The organism is Clostridium amazonense (genome assembly GCF_056431285.1).
In genome coordinates this window covers 240,135-258,597 of sequence record NZ_JBWKMH010000028.1, presented here as the reverse complement: position 1 = coordinate 258,597, position 18,463 = coordinate 240,135, and the positions used below count along the sequence as shown (strand labels likewise).

Genomic DNA, 18,463 nt, shown 5'->3' with positions numbered 1-18,463 from the left:
TATAATTATATTCATAAGTATAAATTATTTATTTTGAAAATGAATTAAACATTGTAAACATAGTATATCCCCCTAACCTTAACTTATATAAAACTAACATCCTTTTATATACTATGTTTACATGTTAAGTTTAAGGTATATAATTGTTACCTCCATAAAAATTATTATATACTTTTAAATACAGTTAAACATTTATTATTCACATAAAAAACACTCACCAATGCATCATTTAGGTGAGTGTTTTCTATTTTATATTTTATTGAAGCTAATATAAATTTTAAGTATATCTCCATTTAATTTTGCGTATATTTTCCCATCAATTTTCTCAATAAGTTTTTTAGTTATAGTAAGTCCTAATCCTGTACTTTTAATATTAGGATTTCTTGAAATGTCTTTAGTAAAAAACTTATCAAACATTAAATTTAAATCGTCTTCATTTAAATTTTCAATTTGATTTTCGAATTCAATTATTACTATTTCATATTCTTTATACAATCTAATTACTTCTTTCCCCTTAGAGTGTTTAATCATATTAGTTATTAAATTATCTATGCTTCTTCTTAAATAACTTTCATCGCCTACTATTCTTAAACATTCACTCAAAATATCTATTTGTGGACTAATAGAATGTTTTTGAAATTTATCATAAAATGCTGTTATACTTTCACATAATATATTGTTTACATTTAAACTTTGCAAATTAGCCTTGCACTCTGATGATTCTAAAACAGATAATTCAAAAAATTCATCTAGAAGCTCCTTTAAATTATTAGAACGCTTTTCAACTATATTAATATACTCATTATATTTTTCATCATTTATCTCTTTTCTTTTTAACATTTGTATATACCCCAAAATAGATGTAAGTGGTGTTCTAATATCATGAGATATACTAGCTATTGCAATTTTAAGTTTTTCTTCACTATCTTTATATTCTGACATTATATTTTCTATTAAATTTAAATTTTCATTTATATTTACTGCTAATTTTTCTATATCTTTATCACCTAAATTAATACTTATTTTCTTTTTTGAATTTAAGATATTATAATCATATAGTTGATTACTAATACTTCTTATTTCTCTTTTCAAAAAATAAACTTTATATAGTAAAATTAAAACTATTATAACTAAGATTATTATATTATCACCACCTAAAATACTAAAATATATCTACTTTTGAAAAATAATCTACGCCTAAAAGAACACTACATAAAACAACAACTATAGAAATTAATATATATTTTAAAACATTTACATTAGAAATTCCATTTGAAGCTATATTCATTAGCATTAATGAGGTTGTATTATCCCTTAGCAATTCACCAAATATTGTAACAAAAAATATAGAAAAAGCTACATATATTGTTGCTGATAAAAACTTACTCTTTACAACTATACAAATAAAAGTATAAAAACTGCTAATTGTACAAATAAGAATTATGTATATGATAAATTCTTTAATTAATATTATATTAGTATTTAAGTCTAAACTTGAAATATCTACTTTAAGTATAAAACACATAAAATTAAAAATTAAAGTTATTATAACAGTACATACATTAATAACTATTAAACTAGCTATATAAATATCTCTTCTATTGTATCCATATGAGATAGCCTGTCTTGTAATTCCGCCATTATATTTATCTACTACTATATTATTTATGAGCATTATAATTATTATAATTAATATAGGTGTTGCCCCCATAGCTGTATGAAGTGCATCTATGGGTTTTATTGCATTAAGTTCTAAGAAAAAGCCAAAACCATTTATATCTACAAACTTCACATTACTTCTAGAAGATGTAATACCTAATATAAATGTTACTAGGATTATTATGTTAAAAAACATACTATTTTTTATTCTATAAAACTCCGCTTTAATTAAATTATTCAAGAGCTTCACCTCCAATTAAGCCTATAAAGTAACTTTCTAAATCTCCTTTTGTAGATACTATTTTTTCTATACCTATATTATTTTTAGAAAGTGTAGATGAAACTTTTATTGGATTATTAATATAATCGTAAATTTTTACAATATTGTTTGGCAAAACCTTAAAATTTGTACTTTTAAGTTCATTTTCTATAACTAAAACAGCTTTATTAATATTATCTACTTTTACTTCTATTGCACTTTCACATCTTTTTTCTAATTCTTCTTTTGTAAACTCATCTATTAGCATTCCATTATCTATAACTCCATAGTTTGTGGCTATTTTTTCGAGTTCTCCTAGTATATGACTAGTTATAAGTATTGTTACATTTTTCTTTTTATTTAGATACAGTAATAATTCTCTTATTTTTATCATGCTTATAGAATCTAATCCATTAATTGGTTCATCTAATATAAGAAATTCTGGATCTCCAATCATTGCCATAGCAATTCCTAGTCTTTGCTTCATTCCTAAAGATAATTTTTTTATATTTTTATGTGCTTCATTTTGTAAATTCAAAAGTTCTAATTTTTCATTTACTTCATATTTATTAGGAATTCCCCTTTGAATTCTTATAAATTCTAAATTCTTATAAACTGTCATATCTTCAATCAAACAAGGTTTCTCTATTAAAGCACCTATTCTTCTTCTTGATTTTTCTAATCCAGCTTTTGTATACTCACCAAATAATTTTATTTCCCCATCATTAGGATATATAAGACCCAATATAACCTTAATAAGCGTTGATTTACCTGAACCATTTTTTCCTATTAACCCATAGATTTCTCCTTTTTTAATCTGCATATTAACTGAATTAAGCATTGTTACATCAAAATATTTATTGCTTAGCCTACTTGTTTTCAAAATAAATTCATCCATTTTTGTCCATTCCTTTCTTCAATTTTTCTTCTATACTAAAAGTATATTTACAAATCACTAAGCAAATATTAATCATTCCTTAAGCAACTCTTAAGTTTAAGTATCTAATTTATACCCAATTCCCCAAATTGTTTGTATGTATTTATATTTATTATTACTAGTGTTTAATTTACTTCTTAAATTGCTCATATGTACATTAATTGTATTATCATCACCTAAAAACTCTTCATTCCATACACTTTCAAATATATTTGATTTACTAAAAACTTTTTTAGGATACTCCATTAATAACTTCAGTATTTCAAATTCTCTTGTGGTCAAATTAATTATCTTATTATTTATATATACTTCCATATTGTCTATATTTAATAATATTTCTTTATACTTCAAAATATTTTCTTCTGAAGCAGAAAAACTATCTTCTTTAAATGTCTTATATCGTCTCATTTGGGCATATACCCTAGCTTCAACCTCATCTATATCAAATGGCTTACTTATAAAATCATCAGCACCTCTTTTTAATAATTCTATTTTCGTGTTTTTATCGTTTTTTGCTGATATTACGATGATAGGTATTGATTTTAAAATTCTTATTTCTTTTAATACTTCTTCTCCACATTTACCTGGTAACATTAAATCTAATATAACCATATCTATATTTTCATTTTTCAAATACATTAATGCTTCTGTACCAGAGTAAGCAGATTTAATTTCATAATTTTTTTCTTCTAGCATTTCAGAAATCAATTTATTAATATCATTGTCATCTTCTACAATTAGTATTTTATTCATTCCATCCTCCAAATCCATAAATAGTATATATATGTATATTATCATAAATTTTATATAAGTTTATATTTAAAATATTTTTCAAATAATAATTATTATCCGTTGACAATAATTATTTTATGATATATAATAAATCTTGTAAGGACGAAAGATTAATAAAACATTATAAATTATAAATAAAAAAAGTATTGAATTTTGAGGAGGATATATTATGAAAAAATTTGTTTGTACAGTTTGTGGTTATATTCATGAAGGAGAAAGTGCACCAGAAATTTGCCCAGTTTGTAAAGTAGGTGCTGATAAATTTGTTGAAAAGAGCGATACTATGGTTTTTGCTGATGAGCATAGAATAGGAATTGCTAAAGATATAGATCCTGAAGTTATTGAAGGTTTAAGAGCTAATTTTATTGGGGAATGTACTGAAGTTGGTATGTACATTGCTATGAGTCGTCAAGCTGATAGAGAAGGTTTCCCTGAAATTGCTGAGGCTTATAAGAGAATAGCATGGGAAGAAGCTGAACATGCTGCTAAATTTGCTGAAATCTTAGGTGAAGTTGTTGTAGCTGATACAAAAGCTAATTTACAAGCTAGAGTTGATGCTGAACACGGAGCTTGCCAAGGTAAAAAAGATTTAGCTACTCTTGCTAAAAAATTAAACTTAGATGCTATTCATGACACTGTTCATGAAATGTGTAAAGATGAAGCAAGACATGGTTGTGCCTTTAACGGATTATTACAAAGATACTTCCAAAAATAATTAAACATTTATTATTAATATAACAAAACACTCACCTTAGTTTAACTAGGTGAGTGTTTTGTATTTTATAAATTGTAAATTTCACTAAATTTCTTATTTAAATATTCTATGAAATATTTTGAGTTCAATTTTTCGCCTGTTACCTTTATTAATAATTCTTCCGGCTTGTATAGTTTACCATATTTGTGAATATTATCTCTTAACCAAGTTCTTAAATTATCTAAATTTCCATTTTCTATTTCCTTATATAAATTAGGAATATCTTTTAATATTGCATTTAAAAATTGTGCTCCATATATATTTCCTAACGCATAGCTTGGAAAATATCCAAACTCTCCATCTGACCAATGTACATCTTGAAGGACTCCTTCACTATCATTTTGGGGCCTTACACCTAAATATTCATAATATTTGTCATTCCATATCTTAGGTAAATCTTTAACTTCTATCTTTCCTGCAATTAAATCTTTCTCTATTTCATATCTTATGATTACATGTAAACTATAAGTTAATTCATCTGCTTCTGTTCTTATCAGTGATGGCTTAGCTATATTCATTAATTTATAAAACTCTGCGAAATCAATATCTTCAAATTTTTTAAAGTGTTTCTTAAGCTCATCATATATAAAACTTAAAAATGCCTTACTTCTACCTATTATATTTTCATAAAATCTTGATTGTGATTCATGAATTCCCATTGATGCACCATCTTGTAATCCATATTCTTCTAATTCATCACATATTTGTTGTCCATAAATGGCATGTCCACCTTCATGTATAGCACTATACATAGCATTTGAAAAATTACTTTCATCATAATGATTAGTTATTCTAACATCTTTATTACTAAATTCAGTAGTAAATGGATGTTCTGATGTTGATATATTACCTCTATTTTTATAATCATATCCTATTAAGTCCAAAAGATATTCATTAAATTTTATTTGTTCTTCAGTACTATAATTACCTTTTAGTATATTTTCATCAATTTTAACATTAGATGATTTTATTCTATTTAATATATCAACTATAGAATTTCTTAAATTACCAAAAACTTTATCTATAATTTCTACAGTCATTCCCTTTTCATATTGGTTTAACAATGCATCATATGGATGTTTTTCATATCCATAAAAATTTGCAAATTGTCTTTTATAATTAACCATTTTTTCTAAATGTGGCTCAAATATAGAAAAATCTGATTTGTTTTTTGCTTCCTCCCAAGCCATGCTTGATTTGGCAGAATCTACTGAAAACTTAGCATATATATCTTCTGGTATTTTTTTAGTTTCATTGTATGCATCTTTAATATCACTTATCATAGCTACTTCAAACTCTGATAATCCTTTTTCATTTTCTAGTTCATCTATTAGTTTTTTTATTTCCACACTTGTTATCATTTTATAATATTCTGAAGATAGATAACCTATTACATTTCCTCTTGATTCTCCTGCTGCTTTAGGCATGTTTACACACATGTCCCAATGCACAATTCCAAGTGACTGTCTTAAATAATTCATATTTCTAACTAATTCTTTTAATTTTTTAATATTACTTTCACATACTTTCTCCATAACATATCTCCTTAACTAATATTTAAAATTTAAAAATATACATCTGAAAATTCTATTTCTCTCTTTTCTTTATTTGAATTTATATTGTACTCTTCTTTTAAAAAAGCACTACACTCATCTATTGTTTTGTTAGGCAATTTAACTACAAATTCTGCACCCTTTCCACTTTCACTTTTTACACTTATGTCTCCATCATGAAGTTCAACTAGCGACTTTACTAATGAAAGACCTATTCCTGTTCCACCAGCCCTTTGAGTTAGTAATGCATCTACTTGCCTATACCTATCAAAAATTTTATCCACATTCTCTTCTTCAATACCACTTCCACTATCTTTCACTGTTATTTTTATAAATTCTCCATCTTCCAACAATAAAACGTAAACCTCTCCATTAGGTGGTGTATGTTTTAATGCATTTGACAATAAGTTTAATATTATTCTTTCAATTTTTTCTGCATCACATGAAATTAATTTTTCTTCTACATTAGTGTCAAAAATTATATCTACACCTTTATATTTAGCATACTCAACTACTGACATTGTAGTATCTTCTACTAAGTTTACTATATCATAATTTGCAAGTTGTAATTCAAAATATCCTGCGTCAATTTTGGTCATATCCATTATATTGTTAACAAGTTTCAACAATCTACATGAATTTTGTCTAATAGAATTCATATATTTCTTTAAATTTATATTTTCATTCAATTCAAGTTTTTCTTCATCTATTTTTTTTAAAATTAATTGTGTTGTAGCTAAAATTATATTTATTGGAGTTTTGAAATCATGGGATATATTTGTAAACAATTTATTCTTTGCATTTTCCAAGCTAACTTTATTCTCTAACGTCTCATTTTTACTTTCCAAATTTATTTCTTCCGTAACATCTTCAGCTATAACCATAAATGCATTTCTTTCTATGCACTTATAATTGATCTCTAACCATTTATATTCTCCATTCTTAGTTTTATACTTATTTATAAATGGCCTATTTTCGGCTACCTTGAAACCCTTTAAAAATTCTTTATCTATAATTAATTCCCTATAATTCATTGATAAAAATTCTTTTTCACTCCAGCCCAACAAATTTACACATTGTGGCCCTACTTTTTGAAAATACCCCTTTTTATCAATTATACATATCATTCGCTTCGAACTACTTAAAAATATCTCCATTTCTTTTTGCAGTTCAATTCTTTTTCTCAATTCGCATTTCAACACTTCTATAAGCTTGCATCTACTCATTATTGGACCAATTTTTTTGCAGAATTCACCAATAAACATATTTTTTTCATTTATAGAATCATTTATTTTTTCATATCCTATTATCAATAATCCAATTAAGTTATCATTATTCATTATTTTATAACAACCTAAATACTTTATATTATTCTTTATAAATACTTCTTTATCGTCAAATTGAAAAGCTCCTATTTCTTTAATTCCCTCATAATATTCAGTATGAATTATCTTATACTCTTCATTTTTAGTTATTTCAAAATCTTTATGATTTTCACAAAAGTTTTTTCCAAATTCCAACATATCATTTTTTATTAATGAACAATTTTCAGCATCATATATAAATATATTCATTAAATCTGCATTTGAAAAATTAAATAAACATTCTCCAATATTTCTTAATAACTTAATCGATACTGTTTCTCTGCTAGCCATATCTAATAAATTATTTAACTCTTCTTTTATATAATAATTATTTTGTAATTTAAATTTTCTATTTTTCAACACTAAATTTTCATCAATAGTTTTTACAACTTTTTTCTTTTCTTTATATGATTTAAAATAAAGATAATTATATTTAGGTTTATTTATTTGTTTTTCTTCTATATCATTCAAATTATTTTTAAAAGAATTAGATAGTGATTTCATAAGTGTTCCCCCTAATTACTTATTACCACTTGTATAAAATGCAGTAAGTAATATTTTGTAATTTTTCTTTCATAAGCTTCATCAAGCGCTTGAATTTATACAAAAGAATTTATTTTCTGAATTTTCATTTAAATAGTAACATATTATACTTATTTTTACAATATATTGAACATAGCTCTAATTCTACTTCTACACTTAAAAATACAATATAGACTACACTAATCACTATCTTTATCTTTAATACTATTTATATATTTAAATTTTTAATACAATTTTTAATACACATGAAAATGTAAATACTGACAAAAATGTAGTCATAAATACAAAAACTGCTGCATATTCAGCTTCTTTATTAAAGCTTTCTGCTAAAATCGATGTCATTGCTGCTGCTGGCATTGCCTGAAGTATAACTAAAGTTTTTGAAACTACAGTATCTTCTTTTATAAATATAAAAAACAATAAAGTTATCATAGGAATTATTATAAGTTTTATAAAAGAACCATAATAAATTGTTATATCTTTTAAATATCCTCCTAAATTAATATCAGCAAGCATAGATCCTATTATTAACATTGATAATGGTGTTGTTATAGATCCAACTGATTTTATACTGCTAAATATTACTTCTGGCATTTTTATATTTAATAACATTATCAAAGCCCCTATGTACACACCTATAACACCAGGATTTAAAAGAACTTTTTTTATTTCCTTTATAGAGATTTTATCACTAAATAGCATTACACCATAACTCCACATAAATATACTAAAAAACATATTGAATATTGATGCATATATTATCCCTTCACTACCATATATACTTTCTATTATAGGAAATCCCATAAAACCACAATTAGAAAAAACATTACCAAATTCTAATATCTTTCTTTTGTTTTTATCTTTCACTATTAACAATAATAAGTGAGTTACAACTATAGAAAGAACAATTATTATTGCACTATAAAATAATGTTTTTCTTATATTGCTTTTTATACCACTATTATAAGTTATATTAAATGATGCAATAATCATAAGTGGTAGCGTTATCTTAGTTAGTATTTCTGTTAACCCCTTATTTAATTCTTTAGTTATAATTTTTCTTTTACTTCCATAAAATCCTATTATTATTATTAAAAATATAGAAATAACCTGATTCATTATAGAGTTAATCTTCAAACCCATCTCCTCCTTTTTATATTTATGTAATTATTTAAAATTATTTACATTTGTTATTATATATAGAATACTTTTCAATTACAACTTTCTTTCAATAAATATATAAAGCTACAGCAAAATACTGTAGCTTTAAAAAATATACATTATTAAATTTAATCTTGATTGGCATTTTTTAAAAGTGATGATTTTTTATTCATTGTAATTATGGTATATATCATATCTAATGTCATTATTCCTATAAAGAACGGTGTTAATATTGACCATAAAGCTGGCTCTATTTGATAAATTATATTAATTACTGGCTGAACTATATATATAGCTACAAAAGTTAATAAAATCCAATAAAATGAAAACTGTAAACTTATTAATCCATTGATTTGATATTTCAAGTTTGAATAGTCCCAATAACTTTTTGAGAAAACTGCTTTTAATATATAACCTGTACAATATTCTGTAATTGTAGGAATTATAAATCCAATTATAATTTTTTCTATTAAATTCAAATTAAATGCTGTATTTAATAGAATTATTATAGCTCCTGCTATGCCATACATAGGTTTAAATGGTCCAAATAGAAAACCATCTTTTTGAAACTCTCCTTTTGTAGCAACTGAATATATATTTTCTACAATCCAACCAATAAAAGAATAAATTATAAAGTTAAATAAAGTAAATATAACTAAATCCATTGAAATTCCTCTTTTCTAAATTTAAATTTAAACTTAGTATGAGCAATTTTAATCTAATTTATTTACATCATCTAATAGTATTTAATCAACTCTCTTTGCAATTAAAGAAATGTTTCTCTCTTTATTCCCATTTGTTATACCTATACCCCTTACTTTAATTGTTTCTCCTTTTCTTATATCAGTTAACTTTTCTTCTTTTGGAAATCCTAAAATTATATCCTTATCTCCATTTTTAGCTTTAATTATATGTTTTTTATTATCTATACTCTTTACTTTAACTTCCAACTCCATTATTTTTCCCTTTAAATACTCATCGTCAATTTGATTTATAGAATTATTTGATTTTATAATCAGAACTTCATTGTCACTAACTTTCTTGATTTTAGAGTATAAATTATCTGCACTAACTCTTATTCCTATTGTTGACATTATAAGCATTATAGTCATTATATTTACTATCATTATTATCTTTTTCTTCATAATCCTTGCTCCCACTAAACTATTTATATATAGTTTTATTTCTCAATACATTCTATATTGTACACACGACTTCTTTAATTTTCCTTTATTAAATCTTAATTTAATCTTAATTTTTTATTTTAATGTAATATTTGTATATATAAAAAAAGAACTTCCTAATAGTTCTATCAAGTAAGTTCTTTGATGTAATATAAGTCTAACACACTTATTATTTTATATAGATGAATATATAATCTCATTATCTTTATATATTAAAACATTCAATTTGTAATTAAATATATTATAATATATTTTTATATTATCAATATCTAACATATCACTAAAAATCATATCTTTATGCTTAAGTTCTGAAGTTTTATTTCTATTTTCTCCATTTTTATAGAAATATATTCCAACAACCATTCCATATTTATATCCTTTTACTGGACCATCTTTTTTTATTATAACTGGGAACATATTTTCTCCAGCACCTTCAACTACAATTTCATCACTCTCTCTTCTTCCTAATCCAAAATGAGCAAGTCCTTCTATAGATGTTAATGCAGCCTCTTCCTTTTCATCTCCATTTATAAATTCAAAATGTAATGATTTATCATTTTTCTCTATAATATTAATATCTAAATTTCTCATCCTATGTCACCTCTAAAATAAACTTTAGCTTATTGTATTTACATTATACTATATATAAACTCTATATGTATTACATATTAATTAATTTTTAAATTTATAGATAATATATATTGTAATATTATACATATTATATATAATGTATCTATAATTAAGCCTTACAATTATTTCTAAAACTATATATTAATCTTATTCATTATATTTAACTTTACTTACATATTAAAAAATGTAATATACTTTAAGGAGATGATAAAAATAAAGAAAAAAAACTTTTTTCTAATTATTTTAATTGGAATAGTGATTATTTTCTTATTGTTAATTTTTATTCCAACTAAAACTAATTCCACAGATATTGGAGATTACACAATTATACGTGATGATGATTTAGCTATAAAATTTGCACCTATTATATATACAACTAATGAATTTGAAATTCCTAAAAAACTATATTATAGAGCTGCTTTAGATGAATATGAAAATTATCATATTGCTTATCATATTTTATGGGATAGAGAAATAAATAAGACTAAAGGTTTTATGCCTTTTTTAAACAAATGTTTATATACTAACGGCTTGAAAATTCAAAGTTTAATGTTTGGCAAAGGTGATATTGAGGTCATTGAAATTATTTTAGATAAAAATAAATCACCTAAAACTTTAACATATGCGACTTGTAAAAATTATAATCCTAAGGACTTTAGTGTTAAGCATAGTACAATTTCTATAGATAAACCTATACATTCACCTTTTAAATTTGAAGTTATATCTTGGAATCATCTTTTTAATTATATTTCAAATGATCAATCTAATGATAATTTAAACGAAGTAACTTTAAAACCAGAATATTTCACAGAAGAATTATGGACTAATTTTGAAATGTTCAAAGTTAAAGAAACCTTTTTCAAAAAAAATAGAGCTCATTTCATTTATGAAAGAGAATGTTATAAATAAAAGCGAAATATCTTTTCGCTTTTATTTATTTTGTATCATAATTTATATAATATTTAACTAATTTACTATGCACCTTATTCTAAAATGCTATTTTAAGACTAACAATTCATTTTTACTCTTCATCTCTAATTTTTTTATATAATAATTCTATTTTTCAATAGTTTATTTTATATAAATTTATCTGTCTCATTTAAAATATGGTAAATTTTTCTTTTTTTATACGATAAATTATTATATTAATTTACAAATTCTAAAAATATAATTTTAAAAGTAATATTTTGTAAGTTTTGTTCTAATTAAGTAATTACTTTTATATCAAGTGTTATAATTTATAATGTAAACTTAAAATTTATTATGCTGATTTTTATATTTTAATAATTAGGGAGGGTATTCACATTGAATAAAAATTTAAATTCTAAAATACTCATTTTATTCTCAATTACACTTGTTCTATTTTGTTTTTTATATGGCTATAATGGAAAGCATTTAGTAGCTCTTATAACATTGGGATTAATCAGTCTCTCAATTATGTCACTTCCATTAATGTTTAAAAAGTTAGATAAATATAGTTCCTTAATGGTTCCTATATCAATGCTACTATTTTTATATGTTTTTATATTAATTGATGGCTTTAGTATTTTAATGCTACTATGTTTCTTTTTACCTATAATTGTTTCAACGTTGTATAGTGCTCCTAAATCTGCATTATTCACTAGCATTTTAAGTTCTATTTATTTAATAATAATGTATTTTGGATTTAAAGACATAGCTATAAATAGTAATACATACGCCTTTTTAACTTTTCAACATATACTTACTTTTATAGCAATATTATTAGTTGCTGGTATAATGTCATATATACAATGTAAACGTGGTCTAGATATGATAAAAAATGTAACAAATAATGCTAAAGAAATAGAACAAAATAATATAAATAATCTAAACACTATAAGTTCTGTACAAGATACATCAAACTCAGTTGATAAATCTATTGAATCCTTAAATTCAAACTCAGATAATATGGTATTTATATGTAAAGATATTTCTCACATAGTTACAAATATTTCTGACAACTTAAGTTTTGAACGTAACTCTATTGGTAAAACCATTGCTTTCTTTGATAATTTAAAAAATAATTTTGAAGATATGAATTCTTCTTTTAATGAAGTAGATGAAAATATATATTCTACAGAAAATATTTGCAATATAAACTCTTCAAACATGGATAAAATGTCAAATAAAATGAATGATTTAAAAATTACAACTAAAGATTTACTTTTATTTATGAATGATATAAGTGAGCATAATAAAAAAATAGAAGATATTCTTAAGGTTATAAATACTATTTCGAATCAAACTAGAATGCTTAGTTTAAATGCTTCTATAGAAGCTTCTAAAGCTGGTGAGTTTGGACAAGGTTTTTCAGTTGTAGCTAATGAAGTAAAAAAACTTTCTATTCAAACTGACGAATATGCAAAAGAAATTGGTGCTTGTTTATCTCTTATAAATGAGTCTGCATCTAAAGCTAAGTTAACTTCTGAAAAATGTGCTGCTGAAGTTCACGAAGGAGTTATTTATGCAACGGAAGCCAAAACCTCTTTTAATAATATACTAATTTCAATACGCACCATTGGTAATTCATCTAAAACATTTGTATCTAATTTAAGTAATTTAAACTTAGAGTTAAATTCATTAAATGATGACTTACTTAATATCTCATCACTTAATGATGAATCTAATAAATATGTTAAGGATATTGTTGAGCTAACAAATGAGCAGTCTAATAATGTAAATATTTCTAAAGACAATTTAACAGAAATTTTGAATAAAATGGATGATTTAAAGTCTTCTCTTAACTAATTTTTAAAATACATTTATTAACATTTCAAACAATAATCAATATTATAATTAGTAGTTAAACTTTTATATTATTGATTATTGTTTTTTATTTTTTAATAATAGGTGATTATATGAAAAAAAATATAACCTCTTTACTCAAAAGTTCTAAAAATATTTTTTTATCAACTTTTTATAATTTAAAGTCAAACTTTAGAAATACAAATGATTATTTTGAAATAGCTACAAATTATGCTAACTCAAATAGTTTTTCAAGCTCTACTACCTATTTCATATGGGTTGATAAAAATAATTTTAAAACTAATATATTTAAAGGATCTAAAAATAATTGGAAACTAATTAATAGTTATCTTTGCACCATAGGTAAACCTTCTACTCAAACTCCAAGTGGTAATTTTAAAATTGGTGTAAAAGGCTTATATTTTGGAGTTAATAAGGGCTATAAATGTAAATATTACACACAATTTTATGACAATTACTTATTTCATTCAATTATCTATAATTTAAACGGCTCCATTCGTGATGGCCGACTTGGTATGGAACTTTCTGATGGCTGTATTCGTCTTTCTTTAAATAATGCAAAATGGATTTATGATAATATTCCTAAAAATACTTTTGTTCATATTTCTTAATAAAAAATTATCGCAAAACATTTAAGTTTTGCGATAATTTTTATTTTATTTTACTCTTATTTCTAAAATTTCATTTTTTCCATCTATAACTACAGTAGATCCATTATATATTTCTCCTGCAATCATTTTTTTAGCAATTTGAGTTTCTAATACATTACCAATATACCTTTTTAAAGGTCTTGCTCCATATATAGGATCATATCCTTCTTTTCCTAAAATCTCTTTTGCTTCATCTGTAACTTCCATTTTAATATTTCTATCTTTTAATCTGTTTTTTACATCTTTTAAGAATATATCTATTATCTTTTTAATGCCTTCACAACTTAATGGTTTAAACATTATAATGTCATCTACTCTGTTTAAAAATTCAGGCTTAAATCTCATTTTAAGTGAATTCATTACTTCTTCTCTTACTTTTTCATCTATTGTAGCCTTATTATGATTTTCTAGTAAATAGCTACTACCTATATTAGATGTCATTATTATGATAGTATTTTTAAAATCTACAGTTTTACCTTTATTGTCTGTAAGTCTACCATCATCCAATATTTGTAAGAATATATTGAAAATATCATCATGTGCTTTTTCAATTTCATCAAATAATATTACTGAATATGGATTTCTTCTTACTGCTTCTGTAAGGAAACCGCCTTCTTCATATCCAACATATCCTGGAGGAGGTCCTATAAGTCTAGACACAGCATGTTTTTCCATGTATTCAGACATATCTATTCTTATTATATTATCTTCACTATCAAATAAGTTTCTTGCAAGTGTTTTTGCGAGTTCTGTTTTTCCTACACCTGTTGGCCCTAAGAATATAAATGAACCTATTGGTCTTCTTTCATCTTTAAGTCCAGCTCTAGCTCTTATTACAGCATTTGCTACAGCAACAGTTGCTTCATCTTGTCCTATTACTCTTTTTCTTAGTTCTTCTTCAAGTCTTAAAAGTTTTTCTCTTTCACCTTCTACAAGTCTTGTTACAGGTATCCCAGTCCATTTAGAAACAATACTTGATATCTCTTCTTCAGTTACTTCTTCTTTTAAAAGTGCACCTTCATAATTTTTGTTCATATCTTCTTCTTTATTCTTTATTCTTTCTTCTAATTGTGGAATTACACCATACTTGTATTCGGCAACTTTATTTAAATCATACTCTCTTTCAGATCTTTCTAAAATTCCTCTAGCTTCATCAAGCTCTCTTTTCAAATTTCTTATTTCAAGAATATGACCTTTCTCTTTTTCATATTTAGATGTCATTTCATCATTTTTTGCTTTAAGTTCTGCTAGTTCTTTTTCAAGATTTTCAAGTCTTTTCTTAGATGCTTCATCACTTTCCTTAGTTAATGCTTCTTTTTCAGTTTCTAGCATTAATTTTTTTCTTCTTATAACATCTAATTCTGTTGGAAGCGAATCTATCTCTGTTCTTATCATTGCTCCAGCTTCATCTATTAAATCTATAGCCTTATCTGGAAGAAATCTATCTTGAATATATCTATCTGAAAGCTTTGCTGCTGCAACTATAGCTGAATCATGTATTCTTACGCCATGATGTATTTCAAATCTCTCTTTTAGCCCTCTTAATATAGACACTGTATCTGAAACTGTTGGTTCTTCTACTATAACTGGTTGGAATCTTCTTTCAAGTGCCTTATCTTTTTCTATATATTGTCTATATTCATCAAAAGTTGTAGCACCAATACAATGAAGTTCTCCTCTTGCAAGTAATGGTTTTATTAAGTTACCTGCATCCATAGCACCTTCTGTTTTACCAGCGCCAACTATAGTATGAATTTCATCTATAAATAATATTATTCTTCCCTCTGAGCTTTGAACTTCTTTAAGAACAGCTTTTAATCTCTCTTCAAATTCTCCTCTATATTTAGCCCCAGCAATAAGTGCTCCCATATCTAATGAGAAAATTATTTTATCCTTTAACCCTTCTGGAACATCTCCTCTTACAATTCTTTCTGCTAATCCTTCAACTATTGCTGTTTTACCAACACCTGGTTCACCTATTAAAACTGGATTATTTTTAGTTCTTCTTGAAAGAATTCTTATAGTTCTTCTTATTTCTTCATCTCTTCCTATAACTGGATCTAATTTATGCTTTTTAGCTAACTCTATAAGATTAGTTCCATACTTAGCAAGTGCATCATATGTTCCTTCTGGGTCTTGTGTATCAACTCTTTGATTTCCCCTAACCTCTGATAATACTTTTAGAAAATCATTTTTATTTATAGCAAACTTCTTTAGTATTTTCCCTACAATTCCATTTTTATCAACATCCATCATTGCAATCATTACATGTTCAACACTTATATAAGAATCTTTGAATTCTGTAGCAATGTTTTCTGCTTTAACTAAAACTTCATTTATTCTTCTTGTTGCTGTTACCCCTGAAGCATTGGCACCTTCTCCTAAAACTTTTGGCATTCTTTCCAATTCTTCATGGATATCATTTCTAAGAAACGTTAAATTAACTCCCATCTTTTCAAAAATATTTGGAATTAATCCATCCTCTTGATTAACAAGTGCTGCAAATAAATGAATAATATCTACTTGTTGATGATTATATTTTACAGCCTCACTATATGCATCATTTAAACTTTGTTGTACTCTTAAAGTCATTTTATCTATATTCATATATTTTATTCACCTCTTACAATCAAATAATTTTATAATAAACTTTTCATTATTTGTATTATTTCTTTATGTTTATATAATAATACAAAAGTCAAAGAAAGTCAAAGTCTAATTTATATTTTTTTCACCTTAAATTTAAGCAAAATATTTAAATATAGCTAATTATGTAATAATATATATAAATTTAGATGTTTTAATTTAAATTTGACTTACTTTTATTCATATAGTAAACTAAAAGCTAATTCTAAACATTAAGGATGTGTAAAAGTATGAAAACAATAATGTATATAGTTACCACTATAGATGGTGATTATGCAGTGTTAAAAGATAAAAATGATAATGAAAATGCCGTTGCACTTGCACTTTTACCTGAAGGAATAAAAGTAGGCTCTACTTTGCTTTGGGAAAACTTTGAATATAGCATTATAAAATAATATAAACCCTACATAAATTATGTAGGGTTTATATTATTTACTCTTCTTTTTCAAAAACTAAATCAAATCTTATAAATTTACCATTTGCCTTAATAGTCTTTGGTATAGCTGTTACAAATCTCCATCCATTTCTGCTATATTCATTTATTATTTCTCTATGTGTAGCGTTTGATAATAACCCTTCATTCTCTGATTCAACATATATGTACTTATACATGCTAATGTCCTCCTTATAGTAAGTAATACCTCTGTACAACTTATATATTCTATATCATACATGAATTAACCTTTTTATCTCTATTATTATATATTTTGCCAATTACTAAACTTATAATTTAAAATTTATCACTTTACAAATATATAAATAAATTATATATTTGATAATTAAATCTATCATATGTTAAGATGACTATAACAATCTAAACTAAAAATATTTTACTTGAGGAGTGAATATCATTGAAATGAAATGAAGCTATGATAAAAGATTATATTTGTTATCTAGGATATGAATGGGGTGTGGATTGTTCCAATATACCCATTAGAATAAGCAAACGGATGACTAATACTTGGGGACACTATACATTTAATGCCAGAACATTTAAACCATTAGAATTTGTATTTTCTCATTTTTTACTAGATGGAAGTTACACTGATGAAGAAATAAAATCTGTTCTAAAACATGAATTTTGCCATTATTATGTAAATACTCTACATAAAAAAGATTGCAAACATAATCATGAATTTCAAAAAGCTTGCAAATTTTTAAACATAGATGGTTCCCGATATAGTAAACTTAAAATTAGCGAAAATCTTAAAAATTACATATCTTCTAGAAATAAATATAAAGTAACTTGCAACAAATGTGGAATAACATTTTTTCAAAAAAGATTGCCAAATCATTGTACTTTAGAAAACTACAATAAAAATTATCGTTGTGCTAGTTGTAAAGGCACACTTGAAATAAAACCTATAAAATAATATAAAATATATGGACAAGCTTTTAAAAAATATATATAACATTAAAGACTGTGTAATTTGCACACAGTCTTTTTAATGTAAATTTTAGAATTAAATATAATTTTCATATGATGTAATGCCATATATATGGTATCATATTTTTTCCGCATCACTTTTATACTAATTGTTACT

At 24.6% G+C, this 18,463-nt stretch carries 18 protein-coding genes; 6 read left to right on the top strand and 12 right to left on the bottom strand.

The window, feature by feature from the left end; genetic code table 11:
- Positions 1-249: 249 nt before the first annotated feature.
- The 4 genes from AC07E4_RS12615 to AC07E4_RS12600 form a co-directional block, all read right to left on the bottom strand.
- Positions 250-1,092, bottom strand: coding sequence for a sensor histidine kinase (locus AC07E4_RS12615; RefSeq protein WP_051540440.1), 843 nt, complete (start codon positions 1,090-1,092; stop codon positions 250-252).
- Between the two features lie 70 nt (positions 1,093-1,162).
- The gene (locus AC07E4_RS12610; protein WP_478216569.1) at positions 1,163-1,900 is read right to left on the bottom strand and encodes a hypothetical protein; all 738 of its coding nucleotides are present in this window, start codon (positions 1,898-1,900) and stop codon (positions 1,163-1,165) included.
- Positions 1,893-2,801 carry an ABC transporter ATP-binding protein gene (locus AC07E4_RS12605; protein ID WP_478216568.1) on the bottom strand — a complete coding sequence of 303 codons (909 nt, stop codon included), beginning with the start codon at positions 2,799-2,801 and terminating at the stop codon, positions 1,893-1,895. The genes AC07E4_RS12610 and AC07E4_RS12605 overlap by 8 nt, the downstream gene beginning before the upstream one ends.
- Before the next feature lie 111 nt (positions 2,802-2,912).
- Positions 2,913-3,608 carry a response regulator transcription factor gene (locus tag AC07E4_RS12600; RefSeq protein WP_040329649.1) on the bottom strand — a complete coding sequence of 232 codons (696 nt, stop codon included), beginning with the start codon at positions 3,606-3,608 and terminating at the stop codon, positions 2,913-2,915.
- Positions 3,609-3,816: 208 nt separating this feature from the next.
- On the opposite strand from AC07E4_RS12600, the gene AC07E4_RS12595 reads away from it, so the two are divergent.
- Positions 3,817-4,362: an NADH peroxidase gene (locus tag AC07E4_RS12595; RefSeq protein ID WP_478216567.1), complete on the top strand. Its 546-nt coding sequence runs from the start codon at positions 3,817-3,819 to the stop codon at positions 4,360-4,362.
- 65 nt (positions 4,363-4,427) lie between these two features.
- Here the strand turns inward: AC07E4_RS12595 and AC07E4_RS12590 are convergent, their stop codons facing one another.
- From AC07E4_RS12590 to AC07E4_RS12565, 6 genes are all read right to left on the bottom strand, one after another.
- Complete coding sequence (locus tag AC07E4_RS12590; protein ID WP_040330435.1) at positions 4,428-5,936, bottom strand: carboxypeptidase M32; 1,509 nt, start codon at positions 5,934-5,936, stop codon at positions 4,428-4,430.
- 29 nt (positions 5,937-5,965) lie between these two features.
- On the bottom strand, positions 5,966-7,822 hold the full coding sequence (locus AC07E4_RS12585; RefSeq protein WP_478216566.1) for a PAS domain-containing sensor histidine kinase: 1,857 nt from the start codon (positions 7,820-7,822) through the stop codon (positions 5,966-5,968).
- 255 nt (positions 7,823-8,077) lie between these two features.
- Positions 8,078-8,998 (bottom strand): AEC family transporter, encoded by a 921-nt coding sequence (locus tag AC07E4_RS12580; protein WP_478216565.1) that lies wholly within the window; start codon positions 8,996-8,998, stop codon positions 8,078-8,080.
- 152 nt (positions 8,999-9,150) lie between these two features.
- Complete coding sequence (locus tag AC07E4_RS12575) at positions 9,151-9,687, bottom strand: putative ABC transporter permease (RefSeq protein WP_040330433.1); 537 nt, start codon at positions 9,685-9,687, stop codon at positions 9,151-9,153.
- A gap of 81 nt (positions 9,688-9,768) precedes the next feature.
- Positions 9,769-10,167, bottom strand: a complete 399-nt coding sequence (locus AC07E4_RS12570; RefSeq protein ID WP_430828645.1) for a hypothetical protein — start codon at positions 10,165-10,167, stop codon at positions 9,769-9,771.
- Between the two features lie 213 nt (positions 10,168-10,380).
- Positions 10,381-10,797, bottom strand: a complete 417-nt coding sequence (locus tag AC07E4_RS12565) for a hypothetical protein (RefSeq protein WP_040330431.1) — start codon at positions 10,795-10,797, stop codon at positions 10,381-10,383.
- A gap of 243 nt (positions 10,798-11,040) precedes the next feature.
- On the opposite strand from AC07E4_RS12565, the gene AC07E4_RS12560 reads away from it, so the two are divergent.
- From AC07E4_RS12560 to AC07E4_RS12550, 3 genes are all read left to right on the top strand, one after another.
- Positions 11,041-11,745, top strand: coding sequence for a hypothetical protein (locus tag AC07E4_RS12560; protein ID WP_478216564.1), 705 nt, complete (start codon positions 11,041-11,043; stop codon positions 11,743-11,745).
- Between the two features lie 396 nt (positions 11,746-12,141).
- Positions 12,142-13,605 (top strand): methyl-accepting chemotaxis protein, encoded by a 1,464-nt coding sequence (locus AC07E4_RS12555; RefSeq protein WP_478216563.1) that lies wholly within the window; start codon positions 12,142-12,144, stop codon positions 13,603-13,605.
- A 110-nt stretch (positions 13,606-13,715) separates the two neighbouring features.
- A complete protein-coding gene (locus AC07E4_RS12550; RefSeq protein WP_430828643.1) occupies positions 13,716-14,234 on the top strand; it encodes a L,D-transpeptidase in 519 nt (172 codons plus the stop codon).
- Positions 14,235-14,279: 45 nt separating this feature from the next.
- Here AC07E4_RS12550 and clpB read toward each other — a convergent pair whose 3' ends face one another.
- Complete coding sequence (gene clpB, locus AC07E4_RS12545; RefSeq protein WP_430828642.1) at positions 14,280-16,880, bottom strand: ATP-dependent chaperone ClpB; 2,601 nt, start codon at positions 16,878-16,880, stop codon at positions 14,280-14,282.
- 269 nt (positions 16,881-17,149) lie between these two features.
- On the opposite strand from clpB, the gene AC07E4_RS12540 reads away from it, so the two are divergent.
- Positions 17,150-17,314, top strand: a complete 165-nt coding sequence (locus tag AC07E4_RS12540) for a DUF3006 domain-containing protein (protein WP_148361119.1) — start codon at positions 17,150-17,152, stop codon at positions 17,312-17,314.
- 37 nt (positions 17,315-17,351) lie between these two features.
- Here the strand turns inward: AC07E4_RS12540 and AC07E4_RS12535 are convergent, their stop codons facing one another.
- On the bottom strand, positions 17,352-17,531 hold the full coding sequence (locus tag AC07E4_RS12535) for a DUF4177 domain-containing protein (RefSeq protein WP_478216562.1): 180 nt from the start codon (positions 17,529-17,531) through the stop codon (positions 17,352-17,354).
- Positions 17,532-17,788: 257 nt separating this feature from the next.
- On the opposite strand from AC07E4_RS12535, the gene AC07E4_RS12530 reads away from it, so the two are divergent.
- Positions 17,789-18,292 (top strand): SprT-like domain-containing protein, encoded by a 504-nt coding sequence (locus AC07E4_RS12530; protein WP_040330426.1) that lies wholly within the window; start codon positions 17,789-17,791, stop codon positions 18,290-18,292.
- Positions 18,293-18,463: the final 171 nt, after the last annotated feature.